This window comes from Acinetobacter sp. CS-2 (assembly GCF_016599715.1).
GTDB lineage: Bacteria > Pseudomonadota > Gammaproteobacteria > Pseudomonadales > Moraxellaceae > Acinetobacter.
In genome coordinates this window covers 1,005,660-1,029,517 of record NZ_CP067019.1, presented here as the reverse complement: position 1 = coordinate 1,029,517, position 23,858 = coordinate 1,005,660, and the positions used below count along the sequence as shown (strand labels likewise).

At 43.7% G+C, this 23,858-nt stretch carries 18 protein-coding genes, 1 other RNA gene and 1 pseudogene; 7 read left to right on the top strand and 13 right to left on the bottom strand.

Going from position 1 to position 23,858, the window contains the following annotated elements:
- Positions 1 to 20 precede the first annotated feature (20 nt).
- Both JFY49_RS04795 and JFY49_RS04790 read right to left on the bottom strand, forming a co-directional pair.
- Positions 21 to 1,859: an extracellular solute-binding protein gene (locus JFY49_RS04795; RefSeq protein WP_180042733.1), complete on the bottom strand. Its 1,839-nt coding sequence runs from the start codon at positions 1,857 to 1,859 to the stop codon at positions 21 to 23.
- 28 nt (positions 1,860 to 1,887) lie between these two features.
- Positions 1,888 to 5,166 carry a lytic transglycosylase gene (locus tag JFY49_RS04790; protein ID WP_200224102.1) on the bottom strand — a complete coding sequence of 1,093 codons (3,279 nt, stop codon included), beginning with the start codon at positions 5,164 to 5,166 and terminating at the stop codon, positions 1,888 to 1,890.
- 221 nt (positions 5,167 to 5,387) lie between these two features.
- Between JFY49_RS04790 and dnaQ the strand changes: the two genes are divergently transcribed.
- The 3 genes from dnaQ to nudC all read left to right on the top strand — a co-directional run bounded on the left by dnaQ (position 5,388) and on the right by nudC (position 9,406).
- Positions 5,388 to 6,860 carry a DNA polymerase III subunit epsilon gene (gene dnaQ / locus JFY49_RS04785; RefSeq protein WP_180081400.1) on the top strand — a complete coding sequence of 491 codons (1,473 nt, stop codon included), beginning with the start codon at positions 5,388 to 5,390 and terminating at the stop codon, positions 6,858 to 6,860.
- 126 nt (positions 6,861 to 6,986) lie between these two features.
- On the top strand, positions 6,987 to 8,633 hold the full coding sequence (locus tag JFY49_RS04780) for a chemotaxis protein (protein ID WP_200224100.1): 1,647 nt from the start codon (positions 6,987 to 6,989) through the stop codon (positions 8,631 to 8,633).
- The gene (gene nudC / locus JFY49_RS04775; protein ID WP_200224098.1) at positions 8,633 to 9,406 is read left to right on the top strand and encodes an NAD(+) diphosphatase; all 774 of its coding nucleotides are present in this window, start codon (positions 8,633 to 8,635) and stop codon (positions 9,404 to 9,406) included. Before JFY49_RS04780 ends, nudC begins: the two co-directional genes overlap by 1 nt.
- A 1-nt stretch (position 9,407) precedes the next feature.
- Here nudC and JFY49_RS04770 read toward each other — a convergent pair whose 3' ends face one another.
- The 4 genes and pseudogenes from JFY49_RS04770 to JFY49_RS04755 all read right to left on the bottom strand — a co-directional run bounded on the left by JFY49_RS04770 (position 9,408) and on the right by JFY49_RS04755 (position 12,391).
- Positions 9,408 to 10,295: an alpha/beta hydrolase gene (locus JFY49_RS04770; RefSeq protein WP_200224096.1), complete on the bottom strand. Its 888-nt coding sequence runs from the start codon at positions 10,293 to 10,295 to the stop codon at positions 9,408 to 9,410.
- Positions 10,285 to 10,968, bottom strand: a complete 684-nt coding sequence (locus tag JFY49_RS04765) for a BON domain-containing protein (protein ID WP_200224093.1) — start codon at positions 10,966 to 10,968, stop codon at positions 10,285 to 10,287. The genes JFY49_RS04770 and JFY49_RS04765 overlap by 11 nt, the downstream gene beginning before the upstream one ends.
- A gap of 60 nt (positions 10,969 to 11,028) precedes the next feature.
- On the bottom strand, positions 11,029 to 11,457 hold the full coding sequence (locus tag JFY49_RS04760) for a YraN family protein (protein ID WP_180176380.1): 429 nt from the start codon (positions 11,455 to 11,457) through the stop codon (positions 11,029 to 11,031).
- Positions 11,454 to 12,391, bottom strand: a pseudogene (locus JFY49_RS04755) (penicillin-binding protein activator). Before JFY49_RS04755 ends, JFY49_RS04760 begins: the two are co-directional and overlap by 4 nt.
- Positions 12,392 to 12,403: 12 nt before the next feature.
- Between JFY49_RS04755 and rsmI the strand changes: the two are divergent.
- Positions 12,404 to 13,243 (top strand): 16S rRNA (cytidine(1402)-2'-O)-methyltransferase, encoded by an 840-nt coding sequence (gene rsmI, locus JFY49_RS04750; protein ID WP_200224090.1) that lies wholly within the window; start codon positions 12,404 to 12,406, stop codon positions 13,241 to 13,243.
- A gap of 80 nt (positions 13,244 to 13,323) precedes the next feature.
- Here rsmI and JFY49_RS04745 read toward each other — a convergent pair whose 3' ends face one another.
- From JFY49_RS04745 to JFY49_RS04720, 6 genes are all read right to left on the bottom strand, one after another.
- A complete protein-coding gene (locus tag JFY49_RS04745) occupies positions 13,324 to 13,572 on the bottom strand; it encodes a hypothetical protein (protein WP_086194938.1) in 249 nt (82 codons plus the stop codon).
- Between the two features lie 176 nt (positions 13,573 to 13,748).
- Positions 13,749 to 14,996, bottom strand: coding sequence for an FAD-dependent monooxygenase (locus JFY49_RS04740; protein WP_200224087.1), 1,248 nt, complete (start codon positions 14,994 to 14,996; stop codon positions 13,749 to 13,751).
- The gene (gene ubiH, locus JFY49_RS04735) at positions 14,993 to 16,201 is read right to left on the bottom strand and encodes a 2-octaprenyl-6-methoxyphenyl hydroxylase (protein WP_200224084.1); all 1,209 of its coding nucleotides are present in this window, start codon (positions 16,199 to 16,201) and stop codon (positions 14,993 to 14,995) included. Before ubiH ends, JFY49_RS04740 begins: the two co-directional genes overlap by 4 nt.
- Positions 16,202 to 16,641: 440 nt before the next feature.
- The gene (locus JFY49_RS04730) at positions 16,642 to 16,878 is read right to left on the bottom strand and encodes a DUF378 domain-containing protein (RefSeq protein WP_200224081.1); all 237 of its coding nucleotides are present in this window, start codon (positions 16,876 to 16,878) and stop codon (positions 16,642 to 16,644) included.
- 444 nt (positions 16,879 to 17,322) lie between these two features.
- Positions 17,323 to 18,654, bottom strand: coding sequence for a Xaa-Pro aminopeptidase (gene pepP / locus JFY49_RS04725; protein WP_200224079.1), 1,332 nt, complete (start codon positions 18,652 to 18,654; stop codon positions 17,323 to 17,325).
- A 75-nt stretch (positions 18,655 to 18,729) separates the two neighbouring features.
- A complete protein-coding gene (locus JFY49_RS04720; protein WP_180176374.1) occupies positions 18,730 to 19,362 on the bottom strand; it encodes a UPF0149 family protein in 633 nt (210 codons plus the stop codon).
- A 64-nt stretch (positions 19,363 to 19,426) separates the two neighbouring features.
- Here JFY49_RS04720 and JFY49_RS04715 point away from each other — a divergent pair, with 64 nt between their 5' ends.
- From JFY49_RS04715 to ssrS, 3 genes are all read left to right on the top strand, one after another.
- The gene (locus tag JFY49_RS04715) at positions 19,427 to 19,978 is read left to right on the top strand and encodes a hypothetical protein (protein ID WP_166170981.1); all 552 of its coding nucleotides are present in this window, start codon (positions 19,427 to 19,429) and stop codon (positions 19,976 to 19,978) included.
- Between the two features lie 2 nt (positions 19,979 to 19,980).
- Entirely contained in the window at positions 19,981 to 20,265 is a 285-nt protein-coding gene (locus JFY49_RS04710; protein ID WP_086194931.1) for a cell division protein ZapA, read from the top strand.
- 100 nt (positions 20,266 to 20,365) lie between these two features.
- Positions 20,366 to 20,549: non-coding RNA, 6S RNA (gene ssrS / locus JFY49_RS04705), on the top strand.
- A 171-nt stretch (positions 20,550 to 20,720) separates the two neighbouring features.
- Here ssrS and JFY49_RS04700 read toward each other — a convergent pair.
- Positions 20,721 to 23,813 (bottom strand): heavy metal translocating P-type ATPase, encoded by a 3,093-nt coding sequence (locus JFY49_RS04700; RefSeq protein WP_200224077.1) that lies wholly within the window; start codon positions 23,811 to 23,813, stop codon positions 20,721 to 20,723.
- Positions 23,814 to 23,858: the final 45 nt, after the last annotated feature.

The window sequence follows — 23,858 nt, the reverse complement described above, 5'->3', positions numbered from 1 at the left end:
CCTGCGTTATGACTTATTGTTTATTTTTGACCTAAATACCGGGTCACTTTTTGCGCTTGCCCGGCATCACTCCACCAGTAGTCAATGCCCGATGACAACTTCGGTTTCACTTTCGGTTGATGATACATGTTCCAGTAAGCAAACCAGTTTTCACCCTTGCCATAGGTCGGAATTTGATAATAACCGGCACGCAATAAACGATCCAGCACCCGGGTTTTCAGCACCAGTTGCTCACGACTCGGTGCATGAATAACCTGCTGTACAATCGCATCAATCACAGGATTTTTAATACCGGCATAGTTGTAGTTTCCCGGCTGATCTGCCGATGCACTGCCCCAGAACTGTGCCTGCTCATTGCCCGGATTGAGCGACTGCGGCATCACGTTGGTGGTCATGTCAAAATCCTTGGTCCGCATGCGCTCGATATACTGCGGCACATCGACATGGCGGATCGCCACTTCCACACCCAAACGTTTCATATTGCGAATAAAGGGCATCAGGGTACGCTGCAAACCATCCTGATGGATTAAAAATTCAATCCGGATCGGCTTGCCTTGGGTATCCAGCAAACGGCCATTTTTAAAGGTATAGCCGGCTTTGATGAGCAACTGGCGTGCAGTCAGCAGATTATTGCGATTAAATCCGCTGGCATCCGACACCGGATATTTCCAATTTTGCAGCACTCCCTGCCGCTGAATCGGATTCAGTCGGGCTAGATAGGGTTTTAAAATGGCCAGCTCTGCAGGACTGGGCGTGCCTTTGGCTTCCAATTCACTGTTGGCAAAATAGCTTTGTAAGCGTCGATACTGTCCGTAAAACAGCGCCTTGTTTTGCCATTCAAAATCATAAGCATAGGTGATGGCTTGGCGAAACCGGATGTCTTGAAAAGGCGCACGACGGGTATTAAAGACAAAACTTTGTGTTGGAATCGGGTTCTGGTGCTGGAACCGGTATTTCACCACCATGCCTGCTTGGACGGCGGGAAAATGATATTCAGTCACCCATTTACGTGCGGTAAATTCTTCATGCAGGGTATATTGGCCCGACTTAAAGCCTTCAAAGGCAATATCCAGATTGCGGTAATAGACATATTTCAGGCGATCAAAGTTATATCGTCCTTTATTAACCGCTAAGTCTTTACCCCAATAGTTTGGATTGCGTTTATAGCTAATACTGCGTCCTGCATCTATGCGATCAATCAAGTATGGACCTGATCCCAAAATCGGTTGCATGGTGACCCGAGTGAAATCCTTCTTCTGCCAATCGCGTTTTGAATAAATTGGCATTTGCGCCAGAATCAGCGGCATCTCTGCATTATTGGCAGACTTAAAACTCATCTTGACTGCATATTTAGACAATACTTCGGTTTTATCCAGATCGGCCAGATACATTTGCAGTCCCGGATTGGACTTGGTTTGATACGTATCAAAAGTGAATTTGATGTCTTCGGCAGTCACTGCACTGCCATCGCTAAAACGTGCTTTGGGATTGAGATGGAAAATGACAAATTGGGTCTGCTTGGGATCATAAGTCACTTTCTCCGCTAGCAAAGGATACATCACCCCCGGCTCATCCAGCGAATTCGACATCAGCGAATCAAACAGGTATTCCACCCCATCGGTTGAGCTGCCTTTGCCATTCATACTGTTTAAATTGTCAAAAGTCCCATTACTGGCAGTACTTAAATAGCCACCTTTAGGCGCCTGGGGATTGGCATAGGGCATGACCGACAAGCCAGCATATTTCGGCTGGCTATGAATGGCAATATAGGGCTTAGTCTGCACGGCAGCCCATAGCCCTTGTGTCAAAAGACTAAGCCCCCATGCAAAACCCCAATATTTCGCCCTGGCAAATGACATCTAAACTGACTCCCTGTCTTTGCATTTATTATAAGTTTGGAACTTTAATCACATCACCAATGCGCAATTGTTTATTGGGTTGCATATCATTCATTTCTGCAAGTTTGGAACTTTCCAGACCATAACGGCTGGCCAGCCCAATCAGGGTATCGCCACGTTTGACTTTATATTCAACCACAGTTTTAGGAATAACAATCTGCTGCCCCACACGTAAACCGGCACGAACATTCAAATCATTCATCGCCGCCAATTCAGCAACCGATACCCCTGTCCGGTTGGCAATGGCATTTAAAGACTCGCCCGCTTTCACGGTATAAGCATCGGTATTTTTAGATGATTTCACTGCTTTTGCGATAGGCTCATCCACTTTAGCATCCAGTTTTGGCAGATCCCCGTCAATTTTTAAACGTTGCCCAATACGGACCGTATAATTGCGGGTTAAGCCATTCAATGCAGCTAAATAATCCAGCTGTAAATGATATTTTTTCGCAATATTGCTTAATGTCTCGCCAGATTTAACTACATGGCTATCACTCTTTTCAAAGCTGACTTTTTCAATTTTCGCTTCTACTTTGTTAGATGCTGCGACAGGTTCTTCACCCGTCAGTTTCAAACGCTGTCCTACACGTAAACCCGTATTGCGGTTAATACCGTTGATATTGGCAATATAATCCATGCCTAAATTGTATTTGGCAGAAATGGCCGACAGACTATCCCCGGATTGCACGGTATAACTCTCCGGAACAGTTGAACTTACAGGAATCTTCAAAGTTTGACCTACCCGAACGCCACTGTTGTTGGATAATTTATTCAGCTGTGCCAGTTCGGTTAAGGAAATTTTCGATTTGGCTGCAATACTCGACAGGGTATCGCCACGTTGCACCTGATAATTTTCCGTTTTATAGGATGGCTCAATAACTACCGGATCTATTTTAACCGGACTCACTTTTTCTTCCGGCTTGCTGTTTACTTCATGCAGTGGCACATTAATTTTTTGTCCCACCATTAAACTGCTGCCTGCAGTTAATCCGCTGGTTAAATCGGCCAACTCCTGATTGGATAATGCATAACGGTCAGCAATCAGTTTGAGATATTCACCACGTTTGACCACATAAGATTTGGTTTTCACTTTAGCAGCGGATTTTGAATTATTGTTCTTAGTTTCAACAATATCGGAATGACTTTGAGCAGTTTCTTTTAACGATAATTTTTGCCCGACACGTAAACCGCTGCTGACCGATAAATTGTTGAAATCTGCCAGCTGCTTCACCGACAAGCCAAACTGGCTGGCCACTCCGGTCAGACTGTCATTGGCCTGAACTACATAGGTTTCAGGCTGTGCTTTAGACTTGGCCGATGATGAAGTTTCGGTATTTTTTTCACTATTTTGTGGTTTGGCATCATATAAATAAATACTGGTTCCCACGTACAGCGGAGAGTTTGGATCAATCTGGTTCCATTTGGCTACATCACGCCAGTTCAGGCCATTTTTCATGGCAATAACGGCTAAAGTATCGCCCTGTTGAACGGTATAGGTACTGCGTTTTCCTTTCGGTGCAACCACTACAATTTCAGTATCTGTCTTAACGTAATTTTTGCCCTGGTTACGTTTGGCTTCATCTGAATCAGGCTTGGTACTTTCCGCCACACCTTTTGGATAAGCAAAACCTTTGGTTAACTCCTTACCTTGCTGTTCAGCGACCGACAAACTGGTTTGAATGGCCGTTAACTTGATTTTGCCGTCAAACGGATCGACTATTTCGGTGCCTTGCGGTGCAATCGCTTTAATTTCTGCTACGACTTTTTCCTGTTCAGCTTTACTGGCTACCGGTTGCAGTACCTGTTCTAGCGTTTTATTTTCACCTTCTGCTTTCACTGCCGCCATAATCTGCTCACGCTCAGCAGCAGACAATGGAGGTTCTACCGTCACAGGCTTGACATTCGCCACCTGACTCACCGCAACAGGAATACGTGGTGCACTTGGAATATCGCTATTTGCAGCAAAAGATGCCAAGGCATCAGGGCCTTGAGGCGTAGCCATACGTTTGCTACTTGAAGGCTTTGTTACTGCCACAGGATTTGCCGCATTCACTGGGGTAGCAGTGGCTGGCTGAGAACTTTTAGGCGTGTTTGTAGCTAATACCGGTGGTGCTGTTTTGGCCGGATTAATCACTTGCATATTTAACTCAGGCGGATTGCTTCTTTCCGGAGTAAAGGGTTTTGCCGTGCTTGCCCATAGCGCACCTGAACTCGGTGAGAGTTTCTTGAGCCTTGCATCAATAGCAGGGCTTAAATCCGCAGGAATAATGATCTTCATCGGGCTTTGCTCATCAACCCAGTCCCCACGATGTCCTGGATTTAACTGGTACAGCTCGGCACGGCTTAAACCGGTAATGGAGGCGACTTCATTTAAGTTTACCGGCCCGACCGATACCTCCCTAAAGTGAGGACGGTTGGCAATCGGTGGTAAAGACACCCCATAGGCCCCCGGATTTTTAATAATTTGCGCTACGGCCAGGAAGCGTGGCACATAGTTCATGGTTTCCTGAGGCAGTTTCAGTGACCAGTAATCTGTAGGCAAGCCGGCTGCCTTATTGCGGTTAATCGCCTGCTGGATCCGTCCCGGACCCGCATTATAAGCCGCCAAAGCCAGTTCCCATGAACCAAACTGGTTATATAGTCCACCTAAAAACTCATAAGCTGCACGGGTCGATTCCACCACATCACGACGGCCATCATACAGACTGGTCTGTCTTAAACCATAAATCCGTCCGGTACTTGGGATAAATTGCCACATCCCGGCAGCGGCTGCACTACTGGTCGCTGCAGGGTCATAGGAACTTTCAATAATCGGCAATAAAGCCAGTTCTGTTGGCAAACCACGGCGTTCCGCTTCTTTCACCGTATGATAAAGATAACGTGAAGCACGGGCACTTAAACGGTCCAGATAAGGTTGTCGGGAAATGAACCAGCCGCGCTGTGCTTCAATACGGGAGTCCCAATGGCTCTGATCCATCTTGAAACCGACGGTCATACGCTTCCAGACATCACCATGTTTCAAGATCAGCAGGCGATCGCCTTCTACTGCGCTCATGTCTGTTGCAGACAATAAATCTTCCAATGAATCCAAGCTGTCGGCATCCAGGTATCCGGATGAACCCACCATTTTCGATTTTGAGCCATGTGTCACACTTTGGCTTGAAGAACAGCCTGACAGTCCCAATGCAGCTAAAGCTGAACCCAGTACTGTTATTTTTAAAAAATTGGGTAATGTAGGCTGCCACAAAATCGCGGTTGGTTTATACATAAAAAAATCCAAACAACTCGTATAAAATTTATTTTTTAGATCTGCCATTGTAGTGAAGCATGAGGGAGACACAAGGGATTAATTTAGCGCGATTTCACTATAAATGTTACAAGAATTTAAAAAATAACCGTGTAATACACTTTTAAAGTGAAATTGCGTTATACAATATGCCAATCACTTGGTTTATTTGACTCTCATTTTAGCGTTCGGATTTGGTTTATATGACTCAAACAATCACTCTCTATGTCGATGGCGCGTGTCGCGGCAATCCTGGTTTAGGCGGTTGGGGTGCATATATCATTACAGAATCGGAAAAGCATAAACTGTGTGGCGGAGAAGCGGAAACCACCAATAACCGCATGGAACTCACCGCGGCAATTGAAGGTATTCAGTTTTGTCCACACGATGCCAAACTGATCATCTGGACCGATTCCAAATATGTCAAACAAGGCATTACCGAATGGATTCATGGCTGGAAAAAGAAAAACTGGAAAGATGTCAAAAATCCGGACCTGTGGAAATTACTGGATGCGACTTGTCAGGGTCGTGACATTGAATGGAACTGGATCAAAGGTCATGCCGGACATCCGGGTAATGAGATGGCCGATCAACTGGCCAATCGGGGCGCCGATCAAACCTTAAAAGCCATGAAAAATCTATTATCATCTGCCGAAACTGTTTTAGAACAAGCCGACATGCTGGATAAAAAAAAAGCTGAAAAAGACTGGTTGTTAGATGACCCCTTTGGTTTCGACCTGATGGAAGCCGAGCTGCAAGATGACAATGAAATTTTAGACAATGAGTCTTTAGTAAATGAGCCTTCAGAAAGTGAAGTCTTAGAAAGCACATTGTTAGAAAACACAGAACAAGAAACCGATCAGGCAAATAGTATGCAGGAACAAAGTGAAGATCTGGACACGATTGTACCTAACATTACGACTGCTTCGGATAAACCCCTGCACCCGCATATCATGATTACGCCACGAAGCAAAGAAGTTCATGGTCCTCGCCAGCTAATTCTGGATACCGAAACCACCGGTTTCTATTTTCAGGACACGGACCGGATTATTGAGGTGGGCGCGATTGAAATGGTCAACCGCAAACTGACTGGCAGTTCGATTCATATTTATATCAACCCGCAAAAACCGGTGGGTGAATCTGAAAATATTCACGGTATTTCAGATGAGTTTCTGAAAGACAAACCGCTTTATGCAGAAATTGCCGATGTGCTGTTTGACTACCTAAAAGGTGCAGAAATTATTGCGCATAATGCCACCTTCGATATGAACTTCCTCGATATGGAGTTCAAACGTGCAGGCTTTGTGACCTTATCGGAAGTCTGTGAAGTGACCGATACCTTGGCCATGGCCAAGAACAAGCACCCGGGACAAAAGAACTCTCTCGATGCTTTGGTGCGCCGTTATGAAATTCCGCAGCGTGACCGTACTTTCCACGGTGCCTTACTCGATGCCGAAATTCTGGCTGATGTCTACCTAGCCATGACCGGCGGTCAGGTGTCTTTCGATATGGATACCCTGACCGAAGCCGAGCAACAACAGAGTCAAGCAGCCCGCTCCACTGTACAAATAGAGCTGCCTGTGATTTTACCTTCAGCCGAAGAATTAGCAGAACATGAGAATTGGGTCAAACAATTTGAAGAAAAACATGGAACAGCTTGTCTTTTTGCAAAATAAAATCTACATTTCTAGTGGTTTTTTGTATTTAAACGTTTAACAGTTACGTTATAGTTAAACGTAAAGAAGTTTGGCCTTGAACGGGCTACTCATAAACAGATAAAACACTAGGAAAGGTGCAGATCCATGTCTTCTTACCAAACCTCTATTCATTTTGACCCGACTGCATTGCTGATAATAAAAAATGAGGTTGATAACTCCATTAAATTAGTTGAATCAGCGGTGAGTTCTTTGGCAGAAGACCACACTTTACCCTTTGGTATTGACGATGCACTAAATCAGTTTGAACAATGTGCCCAGGTGCTTGCGCTCATTGATATGCAAAGTCTGGCTAAAATTGCCCAGTACTCAGCAGAGTTAATGCGCAAGATTATGCAGAATCTTGCGCAAATTAATACTCAGGAAGTGGTGGCCCTAAGTGAAGGCACCACCATGTTGAAACGTTACATCGAATTTATTTGCTTACGCGAAGTTAAAATTCCACAATTCCTGCTCGAAACCCTGAATCGTCTGGAAATTGTGCTGGGTAAACCGATTAGCCATGAAGGTCAGTATATCGAGCCATTACTGGACTGTATTACTCCTGATTTTAAGCTGCCTCAAGCACCAAGTCTGGAAAAGTCACAATATGTACATCGCCTGTACAAACTGTCTTTAAACAAGCTGCTGAAACAGGAAGAAACTGAATTTGACCTGCAGGCGATCAAACTGGTCGGTGCCTATTTGGCAGGTCTGGCAGAAAATACGCCAAGCAAACAATACTGGAATCTGGTGCATGTGGCATTTAATCAGGTGAACCATTTATTGATCAATGATGCACGTTTACGCACCCTGATCGGTATTGAACGCAATATGGCACAATATTTTAGTGCTCCAGATCGCTTCAAGCCAAGTCTGTCTGATCTAGCCAACATCTTAAGCTTGTGTATTAGTCAGGAAGATGAGACGGCTCAACATATCCGTAGCCAGCTAAACATTGGTGAAGATCATTTGACCGATACCCAATTGCAGGTATTTAGCCGCCATCTTTATGGTCCTGATTTTGATACCATGCATACCATTAGTGAACTTGTGACCACAGAAATGGCGCAAATTCGTAATGATATAGAATTCAACTATCAAAACATGACCGCTGAGAAAACGCAGCAACTACAAGCTCAGTTACTCAATCTTGCCAATATCTTTAAAGTATTGAACCTGAATGAAGCATATAACGATTTATCGCGTCAGGCCGCATCACTCAGCCAAGGTGATATCTTAAAAGATGAAAATTTTGCACAGCAGTTGATGAATTGCATTTTGTCAGCAATGAACTCAATTGGAGTCCTTGAACGCCATTACACCTCAAGCCGTTTACAACTTCGTGTAAATAATATGAACATTTCTTTAGACCGTTTAGATGAAGCACATGAGGCTTTACTGAACGAAACTAGAGCCGTGATTGAGCTTTCCAGCCAAATCTTGATGCAGTACCTGCAAGATCAAAATCTGGCTGCGCTTGAGAATATTCCAACCCAATTGCGTGAAATTGGCGGTGCCCTGCTGTTCTTAAATGCCGAATCGGGTCGAACTTCATTGAATACGACTGCGACCTTTATTCAACAGCAAATTGAAAATTCTGCAACGATCACTGCTGAACAAATCAACCACACCCTCGATACTTTAGCCAGTGCCGACATGCTGATCGACAATTTAAAATCGAAACAGCCTGTCCTGCAGTCCATGTTTGATGTAGCATTGCAAAGTAGCGAAAAACTGAAAACTGTTGCCTAATGTCTGAATTGTCACTTGCTTATATCTTCCATCAACATCAACTTTTAGTCGATGAAAACTTTCAGCTCCCTCGGGTAGAACGTTTAGCAAGTGACCTTCACTTCAACACGGGTGATCAGGTGATTGCCCGTGACCTTCTGGAAAATGAGCCTATTCCAGCAGGCTTGCAACTGGTTCCTATCCGTCAATTGTTAACCTTGTGGAATACCCAACAGTTTGAAGCCGCCAGTCGTGCCATCCAGCTGTTAGAATGGCGCCGCAACCACAAGTTCTGTAGTCATTGTGGACATCCAACTGAAGCCCATGCGACTGAATATGCCATGGTTTGCCCAGCATGTGGTTATCATCAATATCCGCGGGTACAGCCCTGCGTCATCACCATCATTACCCGTGGTCAAGATGAAATTCTGCTGGCTAAAAATGCCAACAACAAAAGTAATATGTATGGTCTGATTGCCGGTTTTGTTGAGGTAGGAGAAACACTGGAAGAAGCGGTACGCCGTGAAACTTTTGAGGAAGTGGGATTAAAAGTAAAAAATATCCAGTATCTTGCCAGCCAGCCTTGGCCTTTCCCGAGTAACTTGATGCTGGCTTTTCGGGCTGAATATGCTTCCGGTGACATCAAGCTTCAGGAAGAAGAAATTAGTGACGCGCAATTCTTTAAAATGGATCAACTGCCTGAAATTCCATTTAAAGGCAGTATTGCCTACGCCATGATTAAACATATTACCGAAGGTCATCCCGTAGCAGATGACACCCGTGAATGGCTGTAAACTAGGGTTTTAAAGCTTCATCCAGAACCGCCAAAATTTGTTTCTTGGTCTGGAAATAGCGACTGAACAAACTGGAAACAGAGCCCATAATGGACACATGTCCAGTACCTGGGATGGTAATCATCTGGCTATGATTACCCTTTTCCTGCAGAATACGATGTAGATCTTCGGAGTTATTGTGACCAACCACCTGATCATTTGCCGCTAAAAACAGGTAATGTCGCACGGTATTGGTTTCAACAAAATAATAAGGCATCACCTGTTGATAAGGTACGCTTTGGTCAAAGGCATCTGCACAGATCGGATCATCTTTATAATCAAAATGATAAGGGCCAGACAAACCAATAATGGCTCGAATCTGGCTGCGGCATTGCAAAAGGTAAGGTGTCGGATGATAGAGTGCCGACATGACATTAAATGCACCGGCTGAATGGCCCATCAATACCAGTTTTTCCGTCTGAATATTGTATCTGGACTGATGCTGAGTCAAATAGTTTAATGCCAGGCTCAGATCATCAATATAACTGGGAAATACATGCTCGGGGGCAAGATGATAATTGATCACCGCAACATCATAGCCTTCTCTGGCGAAAGCCTCTCCCACAAAGCGGTAATCTTTTTTATCTCCATGCAGCCATGCCCCACCATGCACAAATACAATTAAAGCACGCTGTTCACGCGGCACTTCGCTGGTAAAAATATCCAGGCGTTGCCGTGCTTTCAAGCCATAAGCAATGTTTTCAATTACCGTATAGCCTTTACGCGGGGTTAAACGGTTTAAGGCATAGCTACCAAAATCGTAAAGGCGAAAATCCTTGTACAGGATTTGCACTTTTTCTACTTTTTGCTGGATTTCCTTTCTAACTGTTTGTACAACCTTATTGAGCATAGATGGGCTCTGCTTGATCCGGATCAATAGCCACTGGTGTCTGTTCGACAGGCTGTGCATTCACGACAGGACTACTAAAACTTGAAGTCTTTATAGCGGACTGTTCCACATTGTCAATCAGAGTAATAATTTTGGTGACATTGCCGACTTGTTGCAGCACCTGATTCAGATCATTAATTTCTGCAGTATTTAAACGTCCCATCACATATAAAACACCATCTTCGGTGTGAATGCGCACTTTGCTATCAGACACCACCACGGCTTTCATAATCAGACCACGTGTATTCGCAGTTACCGTGGTATCTTGCATAATAGTGCTATAACCAATCTGGTTACCCACAGCAATGTAATTATGCACGGTTTTTACATCACTCATGGCACGGACATTATCTTCAGCCAACTGTTTTAAGTGTGCATCCGGCACTTGACCAGTTAACAATACATTGCCATGAAAACTTTCAATATTGACACGAGATTGTTTAAAGCGACTGTCTAATTTATATAAATTAATTTTAGCAGTACGTTCTATAGAGGAATCGATAAACACCTGCCCAAGAGAACGGGCGCCACTTTCTGTACCTACCGGGGCCGATCCTGTGCCACTCGAGATAAAACTTGCACAACCAGATAAACTTGCTACACACAGTAACGTCATTGCAATACGGTTAAACACTCAGCAAGACTCCTCATTATTCAGTTCTATTTTATGTCAGCATTTACGCTATGATTTTGTTCAAAGATTAATAAACTCTTCATCAAAAGTAAAAGCATTTTCAATCCATTGTTGATCATAAGTGAATTTAGAAAAATCTTGCTGTATGGTTTTTGCAAATTGTTGAAGAAAATCAAAACAAATCACATCAAAACGACAATAAAAGGTTTGCAATTCAGGATGGGCATGCAAAAAGCACAGCGCCGATTTCATAATTTTGCGCTGTTTGGAAAAAGAAATGCTTTCGAAGGACTGAGCATACTGGGTGACTGAACGTGCTTTGACTTCGACAAAAATCAGTTCCTGAGCCTGCTGTACAATCAGGTCAATTTCCCCGTAACGGCAATGATAATTTGCCACAAGTAGCTGAAAGCCTTGAGCCTGCAATAATATTAAAGCCTGCTGTTCAGCCCATTGTCCCAAATTTAAATGTGCCGCAAGCTTTGTCATAACAATGCCCGAATTCCCTTTTTGGTATTTTCATAACAGTGTGGAATACGCTGGATTTGATTATTATTAACTTGAATTAGCCCGGTACGTCCCTGAAACTGCATACTTTTTAAATTGGGTTCAGCCAAATACTGACTCGCAATATACCAGGCATCGCCACCAAAAGCGATCAGGCGCTGATAGGCCATGGGAATGACATTTGCTTGAACAGCCTGGATGACATCTGGCCATTCCGAGCCATATAAGGCAGGAGCATCACAAAATTTCACCCCTACCGGCAATGTCTGACCTTGTTCAACGATATTTGCTAAAATATAAATGTTTTTATGCGGCAACTGGAGCAGCTTATTCAGCCAGGCATTATTCCCCAGTAACAATAAACCGGTATGCTTATTTAACTTTTTGGGTGCTTCTTCGATTAAATTCAGGCGGTAATTTGTTTGAGTGAGTAAAGAAATCAGAAACAGTTCATTAGCAATTTCAGCATCTTTTGGCTGCAACACATAAAGCTCTTTGATTTTGTCATCTTGCAATACCTGATTCAGTGCCACCGCATCATCCTGCTTGGACAGGCTAAATTGTCCTACCTTTGCAGATTGTGAGGATACTTCATTTAGGGCCAAAACCCGAACCTTCGGCTTTGCCTTGATTACAGCTTCCACATCCTGACGGGCTAAAGGTCCAATCACCATCTGGTTTTTTTATTGACATTTTGTTTAAGCAACTGCGCAATTGGTTTTTTGTCCGAGTTTACAAATTTAATGGGGGTTTCCAGCTCTGATGCCTGATAAGCACTCATAAAACCTTGTTTGACACTTAATCCGGCTCGCGCCAAAGGTCCCGATTCGGGTAAAATGACCAGCACTTCAGCTTGAGCGTGATTGAAAATGCAATACAGGATGAAGCCAATTAATTTTTTATTATTATTCAACATTGGAGAAACCTTATGAGTGCTCAGTTATTTGTTGTAGCGACCCCAATTGGGCACTTAGATGACATTACTTATCGTGCTATTGATATTCTAAAGTCTGTAAGTATCATCGCTGCAGAAGATACACGTACTTCCGCTCAATTATTAAAGCACTTTAATATATCAACTCCACTGACTGCCTGTCACGAACATAATGAAAGCAATAAAATTGACATCTTGATCCAGTGCTTGCTGAATGGCGAAAATATGGCACTGATCAGTGATGCAGGTACGCCGCTGATTAGCGATCCGGGGTTTAAACTGGTTCGTGCAGCCCAAGAGCACAATATTCGTGTTATTCCTGTTCCAGGTGCCTGTGCAGCCATTGCGGCGCTCAGTTCAGTCGGCTTACCGAGTGACCGCTTTAGTTTCGAAGGTTTCTTGCCTTCTCGCCAGTCACAACGTCTAAGCCAGCTGGAAAAACTGAAAGATGAAACCCAAACCCTGATTTTTTACGAAGCACCGCATCGTATTTTAGAGTCGGTGAAAGATATGGCCCAAGTTTTTGGTGCCAATCGTCCCGTGGGTTTTGCCCGTGAAATTACCAAAACCTTTGAAACCATCAAAAAGATGACTTTGGCAGAACTGGTTCAGTTTATTGAAGCTGACCACAACCAGCAAAAAGGTGAAATTGTGCTGGTCATTGGCGGTGCAACTGAAGAAAAGGATCTGGAACAGGAAAAACTGGACCAGCTATTGACCCGTTTATTACAGGATTTATCCGTAAAAGCCGCTTCACAATTGGCCGCAGATTTAACCGGAATAAAAAAGAAAGTGGCGTATCAGCGCGCTTTAGAACTTAGCAATAAGGTCTGAGCAACTGTCAGTTGAAAAGCAAAAAGCATCACGAAAAGTGATGCTTTTTATTCTGTAGCCAAACCCGACAAAAGAATCTCTTAATCTTTTGCTGACTCGTCTGCAGGCACTTCAGTGATACGACCGCCACGCGCAAGGAAAGCAGCCACCTCATCTTCTAGAGCTTGACGCTGTTTCAGTTTAGCAGTCACTGTCAGTGTTTCAGCTTCAGCCACATCACCATCAGTTGCAACTGAATCACTGTCAGATGCACCTTTTTCAGCAGCTTTTGCTTCATCTTCATCTACTGCAGTATCTTCTACATCATCGTAGTCATTCATATCTGTCATCTTTCTTTCTCCCCAAAAATGACGTCTATCACTTCAATTTGAATTGATTGCGAACTAGGAAGAAATTTAACAATCTCTGTAGGTTTCGCATAGAGTCAATTTAAAAAAAATCGTATCTTTTTTAATCAAAAAAGTAACCTTGTATAAATATTTGTACAAAAAACAGTTTTTCAGCCTTAAACCGCATATCGTGTATCTTTTAAGATCTGCAATCCGTTGGCTTGAGCCATGAAGGCATCTTTTAATGCCGCATGTTGCTCCACTTGTTTTAAGCCAAAATTTCGTGCCCAAACCACGGGAAACAGTTGGGTCGTTTCCATCCATCCAATTGCAGACATGCTGTGCATCATGGCATCGTTTTGACCTTTACGGCGGTGTTCATAGCGCTGTAAGCTTTGTTCATGCGCCCATACTCCACGTTTCAAATCATGCAACAGTACATCGCATAAAATGGCTGCGTCCAGACAGCCAATATTGACCCCTTGACCGGCCAGTGGATGAATCACATGTGCGGCATCTCCAATCAAGGCTAAACCGGCTTTGACATACTGCTGTGCGGCACGTGCTTTAAGCGGAAACTGTGCTCGTGGCGTTGCCTCTAAAACCTCACCCAACATGTGATGACTTTCACGCGTAAGCAACACAGTAAAATCGGCATCATTTAAAGCGGCATATTCTGCTGCATAATCGTCTGGTAATGTCCAGACAATGGATTGCCAATAGCCTTGCTGTTCCGGCTTTAAACTGGCCATCGGTAAAAAGGCCAATGGACCAGTTTCCAAAAAAATCTGACGGGCCACATGTTGATGCGGCTGGGCAGTGCGAATGGCACAGCTCAAACCGGCCTGTTTATAATCCAGAATATCGAGATCAATAAAGGCCTGTTCACGAACAAAGGAATTTGCACCATCCGCGCCAATCAGCAGTTTGGTTTTTAATTGGGTGCCGTCTGCCAGGTGAATCTGCCAGATTCCCCCTACACCCTGCTCTATAGCTGTGACCTTAACCTGAGTACGGTAATCCTGAAGCTGCTCCAGCATTTTTTCTTGAATGGCCAAGTTCAACAAACTTGGCTCGACCATTGAACCCAAAGCTTGCTCAACCGATGGCGTTTGCTCTGTTGCATGCCCAAAGTTAATTTCACCATAGCCATTTTTATTCCACACTTGCATGCCTGTGTATGGCTGTTGGCGTGCCAGCCTGTCCCAGACACCGACCGTTTTCAGTAAATGAATGGTCGCCTGACTGAGCGCCAATACACGCGGGTTGGCAACACTTTTGGTTTTCTCGGCATCCAGAATGGGAGCTGCATCCAAAACTGTTGCCTGTACACCACCTTGAGCTAATAACAATGCAGTCAGACCACCAACCAGACCACCACCAATAATGACAGCATCTAAAACATCAGATTGAACCTGGTTCATGCTTTTAACCCCATTGCATAATTGGCAACCAGCGGTTTAATGCCTGGAATGGTATCAAAAGCAACCAAGCCGGTATTACGAATGAATTTTAAAACAGGGTTGCTATTGCTAAAGCCACGGACTACCGAATCACAGAACTTGATCACACGTTGCTGATCGGTCAGACGGGATTTTTCATAGTCTTGCAGCATGGCTGCATCACCTAAGTCGGCTTGTTGTGCGACTTGTTCGCTTAAATAACGGAGCAAAACATAGGCATCACGCATACATAGGTTAAAGCCCTGACCGGCTACCGGATGAATCGTATGGGCTGCATTACCCATCAGTACCACACGTCCAACGGCCTGTTTTTCTGCCAAAACTTGCGACAATGGATAGCTAAAACGACGACCGGTTTTCTGGAATTTACCAGCACGGTCACCATAGGTTTTCTGTAAAGCATCAAGAAAGTGCTGGTCATTTTCATCGCCCAACCATTCGCCTTCTGTACCTTTTTGCACCGGCCAAACCACTGAACGGCGGTATTCACCCGGTAATGGTAACAGCGCTAAAGGTCCAAGCGGGCTAAAACGTTCAAAGCCGACATGGTTATGCGGTTTTGAGGTTTGTACGGTTGTGACTATCGCAACTTGATCATAGTCATGTACCGATGCACCAATGCCCAAGGCTTTACGGCAAAATGAATCGCGGCCATCGGCAGCTATGACCAGCCTGGATTGTAAAGCTAAGGTTTCTTCACCACGTTGCGCTGCGATATAAGCAAAATCAGCATCTTGGGTCAGTGAGGTCACTTGAACACCATCAATCAGTTCAATCAATGGCTGTTTGCGTACTTCTGTTAGCAACACACGGCCGAGCCAGGCATTTTCAATGACCTGACCAAAACTTTCGACTTTTTCCTGTTCTGCTTTTAAACGTGCCTTGCCAAAGCTGCTCTGTTCGGTAATATGCACTTCCAGAATTGGCGTGGCATGTTCCTGCAAGGCATTCCATAAGCCGAGTTCCTGATAAATTTGTACGCTACGGCGTGACAAGGCACTGTTACGTGCATCAAAACTGGAATGATAGGGTACAAGATTGGCATCATCATAATTGGGGTACTTAATTGCTTCGAGCAGCTTCACTGCAATATTTGCCTTAGCCAACATCAAGGCTAAACTTAGCCCGACCATACCACCGCCTACGATGATTACTTCTTGCTGCATGTTTTGATCCTTTTATGTCGTATCTATCAGGTTGAGATACTTATAATCTTGATTGATTTTATATTACCTCAAAGAAATTCATTTTTATAATGAATTAGCACTGCACTTTTAGATGATATCCAATTATAAATGGATTTCAGCCAGACTAAGCCGATTATCTAGCTGTCTTAGCTCCATAAAAAGTGTTTAGCGCTTACGCTGTAAACATCATGGGGTATTGCTTAAATCTCAACCATGAAAAAACATGTGGAAACAATCGGTTTCAAGTCTATATGGCTGTGAAGCTTCCCCCACAGAAACCTTCAGCTTGCAATGTAGAAGCAAAAACGGAGCTTAAGCTCCGTTTTTTACAGACTCAAATGAAATTCTCATAACACGATGATATAAATTACAGAAAATCGCCTTAATGAGGTTTCTAATTGAGCTTTGTATTCAGTCTGCTAACGCACCACTCTTGTCTGAGGCTCATGATGTACTGTTCGGCCTAATTTTGTGCCTGTATAAATCAGATATAGTGCCGACAAGCCGACCAAGATATAAATAATCCTAGATAGAGCGCTCATTTCACCAAAAATAGCAGCGACTAAATTGAAATCGAATGCACCTATTAAGCCCCAGTTCAGGCCACCAATAATCGCCAAAGCGTAAGCAATCCAGTCGATAGTATTTAATCTCATCATTTTTCTCCCACTGTTCTTTAGTTTATTTAAGGATCAGAAGAATTATCTGAAGAAAAGCAGATTTAATATGTTGCTTTGATGCTAAAAACCGATTTTATATGTTGAATTCGTGTCAGTTTTTAAACTTTAAATTTTAACTGGGTTGGTTTTATTTAAGTTATTCGAGATAAACGTAAATAAAATCATTTTTCGCATTTAATGCATATCCACCCGAATTACATCAAATATTGCAATTTTTTAATCTCGTCGTAAGAAAATCAAAAACAGTCAAACCACCCAATTGATCTGGAATTTGTTATGATGAGCAATAGTTACATCGATTATATACACCACAACTGTAAGATTGGTTTTTATGGAAAAATCTAAAAATCATGCTCCAATCAGACCATATCTTTAATAAAAAAGCCGATCATCTGATCGGCTTTTCATCCTAAAAATCGCTTAGGCTACTTTGGCTTTTGCCATCAATGCTTCGATATCTTCAACTGTTTTGACCACATCTTTGGTGAGCACCAGTGGCCCATTTTCGGTAGCGACCACATCATCTTCAATACGGATACCAATACCACGCCATTTTGCATCGACAGTTTCATCATCCGGTGCAATGTACAAACCCGGTTCAACCGTCACTACCATACCCTCTTCATAAGCACGCCATTCGCCGTCTAGTTTGTATGAACCGACATCGTGTACGTCCATACCCAACCAGTGACCGGTACCATGCATATAGAACTGACGGAACGTTTCTTTTTCGATAATTTCCTCAATATCACCCTGCATAATGCCAAAATCAAGTAAGCCTTGAACAAGAATGCGTACCGCGACATTGTGCGGCTCTTTGTAAGAATTACCGACACGTACTGCATCAATCGCAGCCAGTTGTGCTTTTAACACCAGCTCATATAAGGCTTTTTGCTCAGGGCTGAATTTACCATTCACCGGGAAAGTACGGGTGATGTCTGAGGCATATAACTGATATTCGCAAGCCGCATCAATCAGCACCAGATCACCATCTTTCAGCACTTGGTCATTTTCCACATAATGCAAAATGCAGGCATTTTCTCCTCCCCCAACGATACTATTGTAAGAAGGCACGCAGCCATTTTTACCAAAAATATAATTCAATTCTGCTTCAAGTGCATATTCCATCATGCCCGGTTTCACCGTTTGCATGGCACGGGTATGCGCTTCTGCTGAAATATCCGATGCCAGTTGCATCAACTTGATTTCCTGTTCAGATTTATGCAAACGTATTTCATCGACAATTCGGTCCAGCTGAATCACTTGCGCAGGTGCCGAAGTACCTTTGCGTGATTCACCATTAGCTTTGGCAATCCATTTCGCTACACGGGCATCAAAATCGGCCTGATGACCAATACGATAAAACAGTTTTTGTTTATTGTGCAGTTTCTCGATAATTTCTTCATCCAGCAGATCAATGGCATAGGCTTCATCCGCCTCGTAATCATCCACTGCACCGTCTACACCGGCACGGTAACCGTTCCAGATTTCCATCTCGCGGTTACGTTCCCGGCAGAACAGACTATAGGTATAACCTTCATCAATCGATTCAAAAGTCTCAATCACGGCTACTGCTTCAGGCTCTGCAAAGCCCGTTAGATAGAAAAAGCTGCTGTCTGCACGGAATTTATAATCCGCATCGCGGTTACGCATAGCAACCGGACTGGTGGCAATAATTGCAATACTGTGCGGACCCATTTCTTCTGCCAGGCGGTCACGACGTTCCTGAAAATCTGCTTGAGTCAGTTTCATCATTAAGTGTACTTTTGTCTTTTATGAGTAGGTGATAACTTTTAAAGGATCTGTTCTTGAACACAATCGTCCGAATTAGCTCGGACGATGCGGGGTAAACATTTCAACAACACTGCTGGCTTCTGTAGTCGCGCTATTTTTTTGCAACTGCGGCTGGATATTTTGCAGCAATGGAGTTTCTGCAATTTCCACTTTTTTACGCCCCAATGACAGGCTCACAGGAATCAAGCGCACAAATTCGTAAAGTTCCTGATAGCTTTCTTCGCCTTCTTCGTCATCATCCGACTCATCAAATTCAACCGCTGCCACATCTTGCAGATGTTCAATCAGTTCCATTTCATCCGGACGGATATGTCCTGATGCCAGACCAAATCCCAATACCACCCCGGCACACCAGTCCGCCAAGGCTTGTACACGATCCGCAAGAACGTGTTCATCATCCGGAAGCAAAGGTAAATAGTCGAGTTCATCTTCAGATAAAGCATGGGCAATATCTTCTGCTTCATCGGCTAATATCTCTAAAACCTGCTGCTCTAGCGCAGGAATTTCAAGCGTGGCTAAAATTTGTTGCCATTCATCACCGGTCGGTGCTTGAGTAACACAAACAATACCCGTTAGTAACCCATGTAACTCACTTGGGCTTGAAATCTCTTCAATTTTTGAAAAATTGTGGTGCCATTCCGACCAACCTGAAATATCGTCTTGCATTCGCTTATCCAATCTCTATACTTCTTATATATTACCTTTGTTTGCGATACTGTGCGACCACGATATGTTAGAAGAATTACAGCGTCTACAGGCGCATATTGGCGTTTTAAAAACGCGACTTGCGCATTATGAAAGTGAAAATGCTGCACTTAATGCTGCAAAAGCAGATTCCAACGAGCACTATCATGCCCAAATTGTGCAAAAAAATGGCATCATTACCCAAAAACAAGAAGAAATAGATAATCTGAGTGAGCAATTAAGCGAAACCCAATCGCAATTCAAGCAACTGAATAGTGATGCAGCTGCTTTAGCAGACCGCTATAGCCGTTTGGAAAAAAGTTGTACCGATCTTAAAAACCGTTTTCAGGAAATTCTGGCTGAACGTAATGAATTACGTGTCATTAAAGAAAAAATGCAAAATGATCACCGTGTTGCTCAACAGGAAATTCAGGGCTTGCAACAGGAACGTGAAAGATTGTTACAAAAAAATGAACATGCTAAAGCCAAAGTTGAAGCCATTATTCAGCGTCTTGCAATTTTAGGTACTGCTCAAGATCAGCATGCGCAAGAAATTCAACAGCTTGCTCACCCAGCCGATGCAAATGAGGATATTTAATCATGAGTGAACAAATTGCCGTTGAACTGCGTGTGCTGGGTCATAATTTTCGTTTAGCAACCACAGAAAAGGAAAAAGCTGGTTTAGAACGTGCAGCTGAATTGTTAAATGAAAAATATGATGATTTTCGCCGTAAAGCACCCCGTGTTGAGCCGAGTAAACTGATTATTATGGTTGCACTTGAATTGATGCAGGAAGTGCTTTCAATGAACAAATCCTTGCAAGAGTATGCACATTGTGATCGCTTGCTGGCGACTATTTTAGAAGACCTCAATGATTTGGTTTAATTTCCTATTAAATTGAATAAACTATCAACATTTGTGATTTAACTTTACAGTTGTTGCACATTGAGGATTTGCCAACACCTCATTATTGGTTATACTTACTCTATCTCTGAGGTGTTCGCCAGCGCGTCTATATCCCTGCCGATACTTAAATCTACGGATTGTGTTCTGCATATTTAGAGTGTATGCCCATCTTCGAATGGGAAACCCAGCAAGTATGCGTCGCGTCCACCTTGAACTTCTTCGGGTTCAGGGTAACGACATGCAGCGGCATCTTCGGAGTGTTTTTTCTTATTATTCTAAGTGTCATTTATTACAATACTTATTCATCTATTTTACATTTTAAAGAATTTTCGTTTTTAAATTTCATTTCATTCTCCGCCATATTCATCAATATTTTATGCAAAAAATACCCAAGATTTTCATCTTGGGTATATCACTTAAGTTCTGGCATTCAGTTATTTAGACTTTTGCAGCCGCAAAGCATTGATGACTACTGATAATGAACTGAGCGACATGGCAACCGCTGCAAGCATCGGGGTCAACAGCAGTCCAGTGAGGGGATAAAAAACACCCGCTGCCACAGGCACACCCAAGCCATTATAGACAAAGGAAAAGGCCAGGTTCTGTTTCATGTTCTTCACGCCTAACTTTGCCATATGAATAGCATCGGCTACGCCTCGGATATCTCCTTTGACCAAAGTCACTTGAGCCGTCTGTTTGGCAATATCGGTACCATTGCCCATTGCCACCCCCACATTGGCCTGGGCAAGTGCCGGTGCATCATTAATGCCATCGCCAGCCATCGCCACAACTTTTCCTTGAGCCTGAAATTTTTTCACGATATCTAATTTTTCAGTCGGGGTACAGTTGCCATAAACCTGCTGAATCCCCAGCTCAGCCGCGACCAGTTTGGCATTCTGCTCGTGGTCACCAGTCGCCATCACCACTTCAATACCATCGGCCATCAGTTGATCAATCACCTGATGGGCATTGTGTTTAATCGCATCATGAATCGAGATATAAGCCAGAACTTGCTGCTCATTGGCCAGAAAGCTAATCACATTACCGCTCTCGCGTTGCGCATCCAGCTGTGTCTGAACATGATCAGGCAGCTGTAAACCCAATTGATCAATCAGCTTTTGACTGCCCACATACAGGGTTTGACCCTCAATTTGACCTTTCACCCCAAAACCGGTGACATCTTCAAAATCAATGACTTTCAACAGTTGCTCATGTGGAACAAGCTTGGTTAAAGTCTGGGCAATCGGATGAGTTGAATATTGCTCAATCGAGGCAATCCATTGTTCCACTTGCGTTTGCTGAGCTGTATCTGAAAGCAGTTTAATCTCTTTCAGGCTCGGTTTACCTTCAGTCAAGGTTCCGGTTTTATCGACAATTAAAGTGGTGACTTTGCTCAAGGCTTCTATGGCTTCCGCATCTTTAAACAGCACGCCTTTTTGCGCTGCCCGCCCTGTGGTGGCCATGACCGACATCGGCGTTGCCAGACCTAAAGCACATGGACAGGCAATAATCAGTACAGCCACTGCACACATCAGTGCCAGATCAAATTGCGCTTGGCCAAACAGCATCCATGCCATAAAGGTCAACACACTAATCGCTAAAACAATCACCACAAAATATTTGGCAAATACATCTGCAAGTTTTTGTAACGGTGCTTTAGAGCGCTGTGCTTCCGCCACAGTCTGAATCATTTTCGCCAAAGTGGTATTGGCCCCCACTGCCGTGGTTTGAATACGTATACTGCCCTGCTGATTCACCGTACCGCCAATCACCCGGTCATCAAGTTCTTTTTTGACGGGTACAGGTTCACCCGTCATCATGGCTTCATCAACATAGGTTTTGCCTTCCACCACAATGCCGTCGAGTGGAATCTGGTCCCCTGATGAAATCTGCAGGATATCGCCCTGTTTCACCATGCCAATATCCACCTCAACAACCTGATCATGCTGTACCAGTTTTGCAGTATGCGGTTGCAGTTTCAGCAAGGATTTAAGTGCGTCAGCGGTTTTGGCACGGGCTTTCAGCTCCATGATTTGCCCGAGCAAACTCAAGGACACGATCATACACGCCGCTTCATAATACACGGCAACCCCATGACCGGTTTTCGCCTGCATCGGAATCAGGGATGGAAAAACTGTCGCCACAACACTGTAAATAAAGGCCGCCAGCACCCCGACCCCAATCAGGCTCCACATGTTCAGATTACGTGTTTTATAAGAAGTCCAGCAACGTTCGATAAACGGCTTACCCGCCCAAAGGATGACGGGAATAGACAGCACCAGTTCAATCCACGGCTGAATATGCTGCGGAATAAAGGCATGGATATGCGACCCCATGGCCAATACAAAGACGATTAAAGTCAGTGGCAACGTGATCCAGAAACGGTGACTGAAATCGACCATCTCAGGATTCGGTGCATCATTTAAGGTCGGTTGCATCGGCTCCAAAGCCATACCGCAGATTGGACAGGTTCCCGGTCCTTTTTGCACAATTTCAGGATCCATGGGACAGGTATAATCCATGTCAGCAGCACCTTCCGGCACAGGTCGCTGATCTGCTGGAAGCAAATAAAATTCAGGGTCTCCTTTAAACTTTTCCAGGCAATACGGATTGCAGAAATAGTAAGTTTTACCCGAATAATCAGTTTTTAAATCGGTTGAAGTGTCTACCGACATGCCACAGACAGGATCGACCTCAGAATGAGGTGATGATGCAGGATGAGTTCCGCCACAGCAGCTGGATTGCTTTTCTTCAACTGCCACTTTTGCTGTTGAAGCACAGCAGGAGGATGCTGTTTGCAGAGTTTGTAGATATTGTTCAGGTTGCTGGGTAAATTTATTCAGACAGCGTTCTGAACAGAAATAATAATCTTTTGATTCAAACTTGCTATGCCATTTAGAATCCGTTTTAACCTGCATGCCACAAACCGGATCAACTATTATTTCACTCACCTGCTCTACGGTTTGTGCTTTATTTCCCGCACAACAGCCTAATGATTGCGCTACGGGTGGTTGATTTTGAGAACCGCAGCAAGATTTTTTTTCATCTGTTTTTAATTGAGATGCACAACCGCAGCCCGAAGTTTTAGATTTATTTTTTTCTAAATACTGTTCTGGATTGGCCTGAAATTTATTCAAACAGCCCTGACCGCAAAAATAATAACTTTTATCTAAGTATGTAGTGTGCGGCTTGGATAAATCCGTCACGGTCATACCACAGACGGGATCAATATACTGTTGTGACTCAGCTTTTTGACTACCACAACATGAAGATGAGGCCGCTACAACTTTAGCTTTATTTGCACAGCCACAGTCTGATTTAGGCGTGGTTTCTTGAAGGTAAGCTTCAGGATTTTTAATAAACTTTTGTTTGCAGCCATCACAACAAAATAAATATTTTTTCCCCAGATATTCAAAATAATGTGCTGAACTTTCCGAAACGTTCATTCCACAGACTGGATCAACTTTCACTAATTCAAGGACTGAATCCTGTTTTGCACAGCAGGCAGATTTTTGTTGCTCATTCATCCGACTCACCTATTTTATTCTTTCATTGTGTTAGCATAAAGTCTG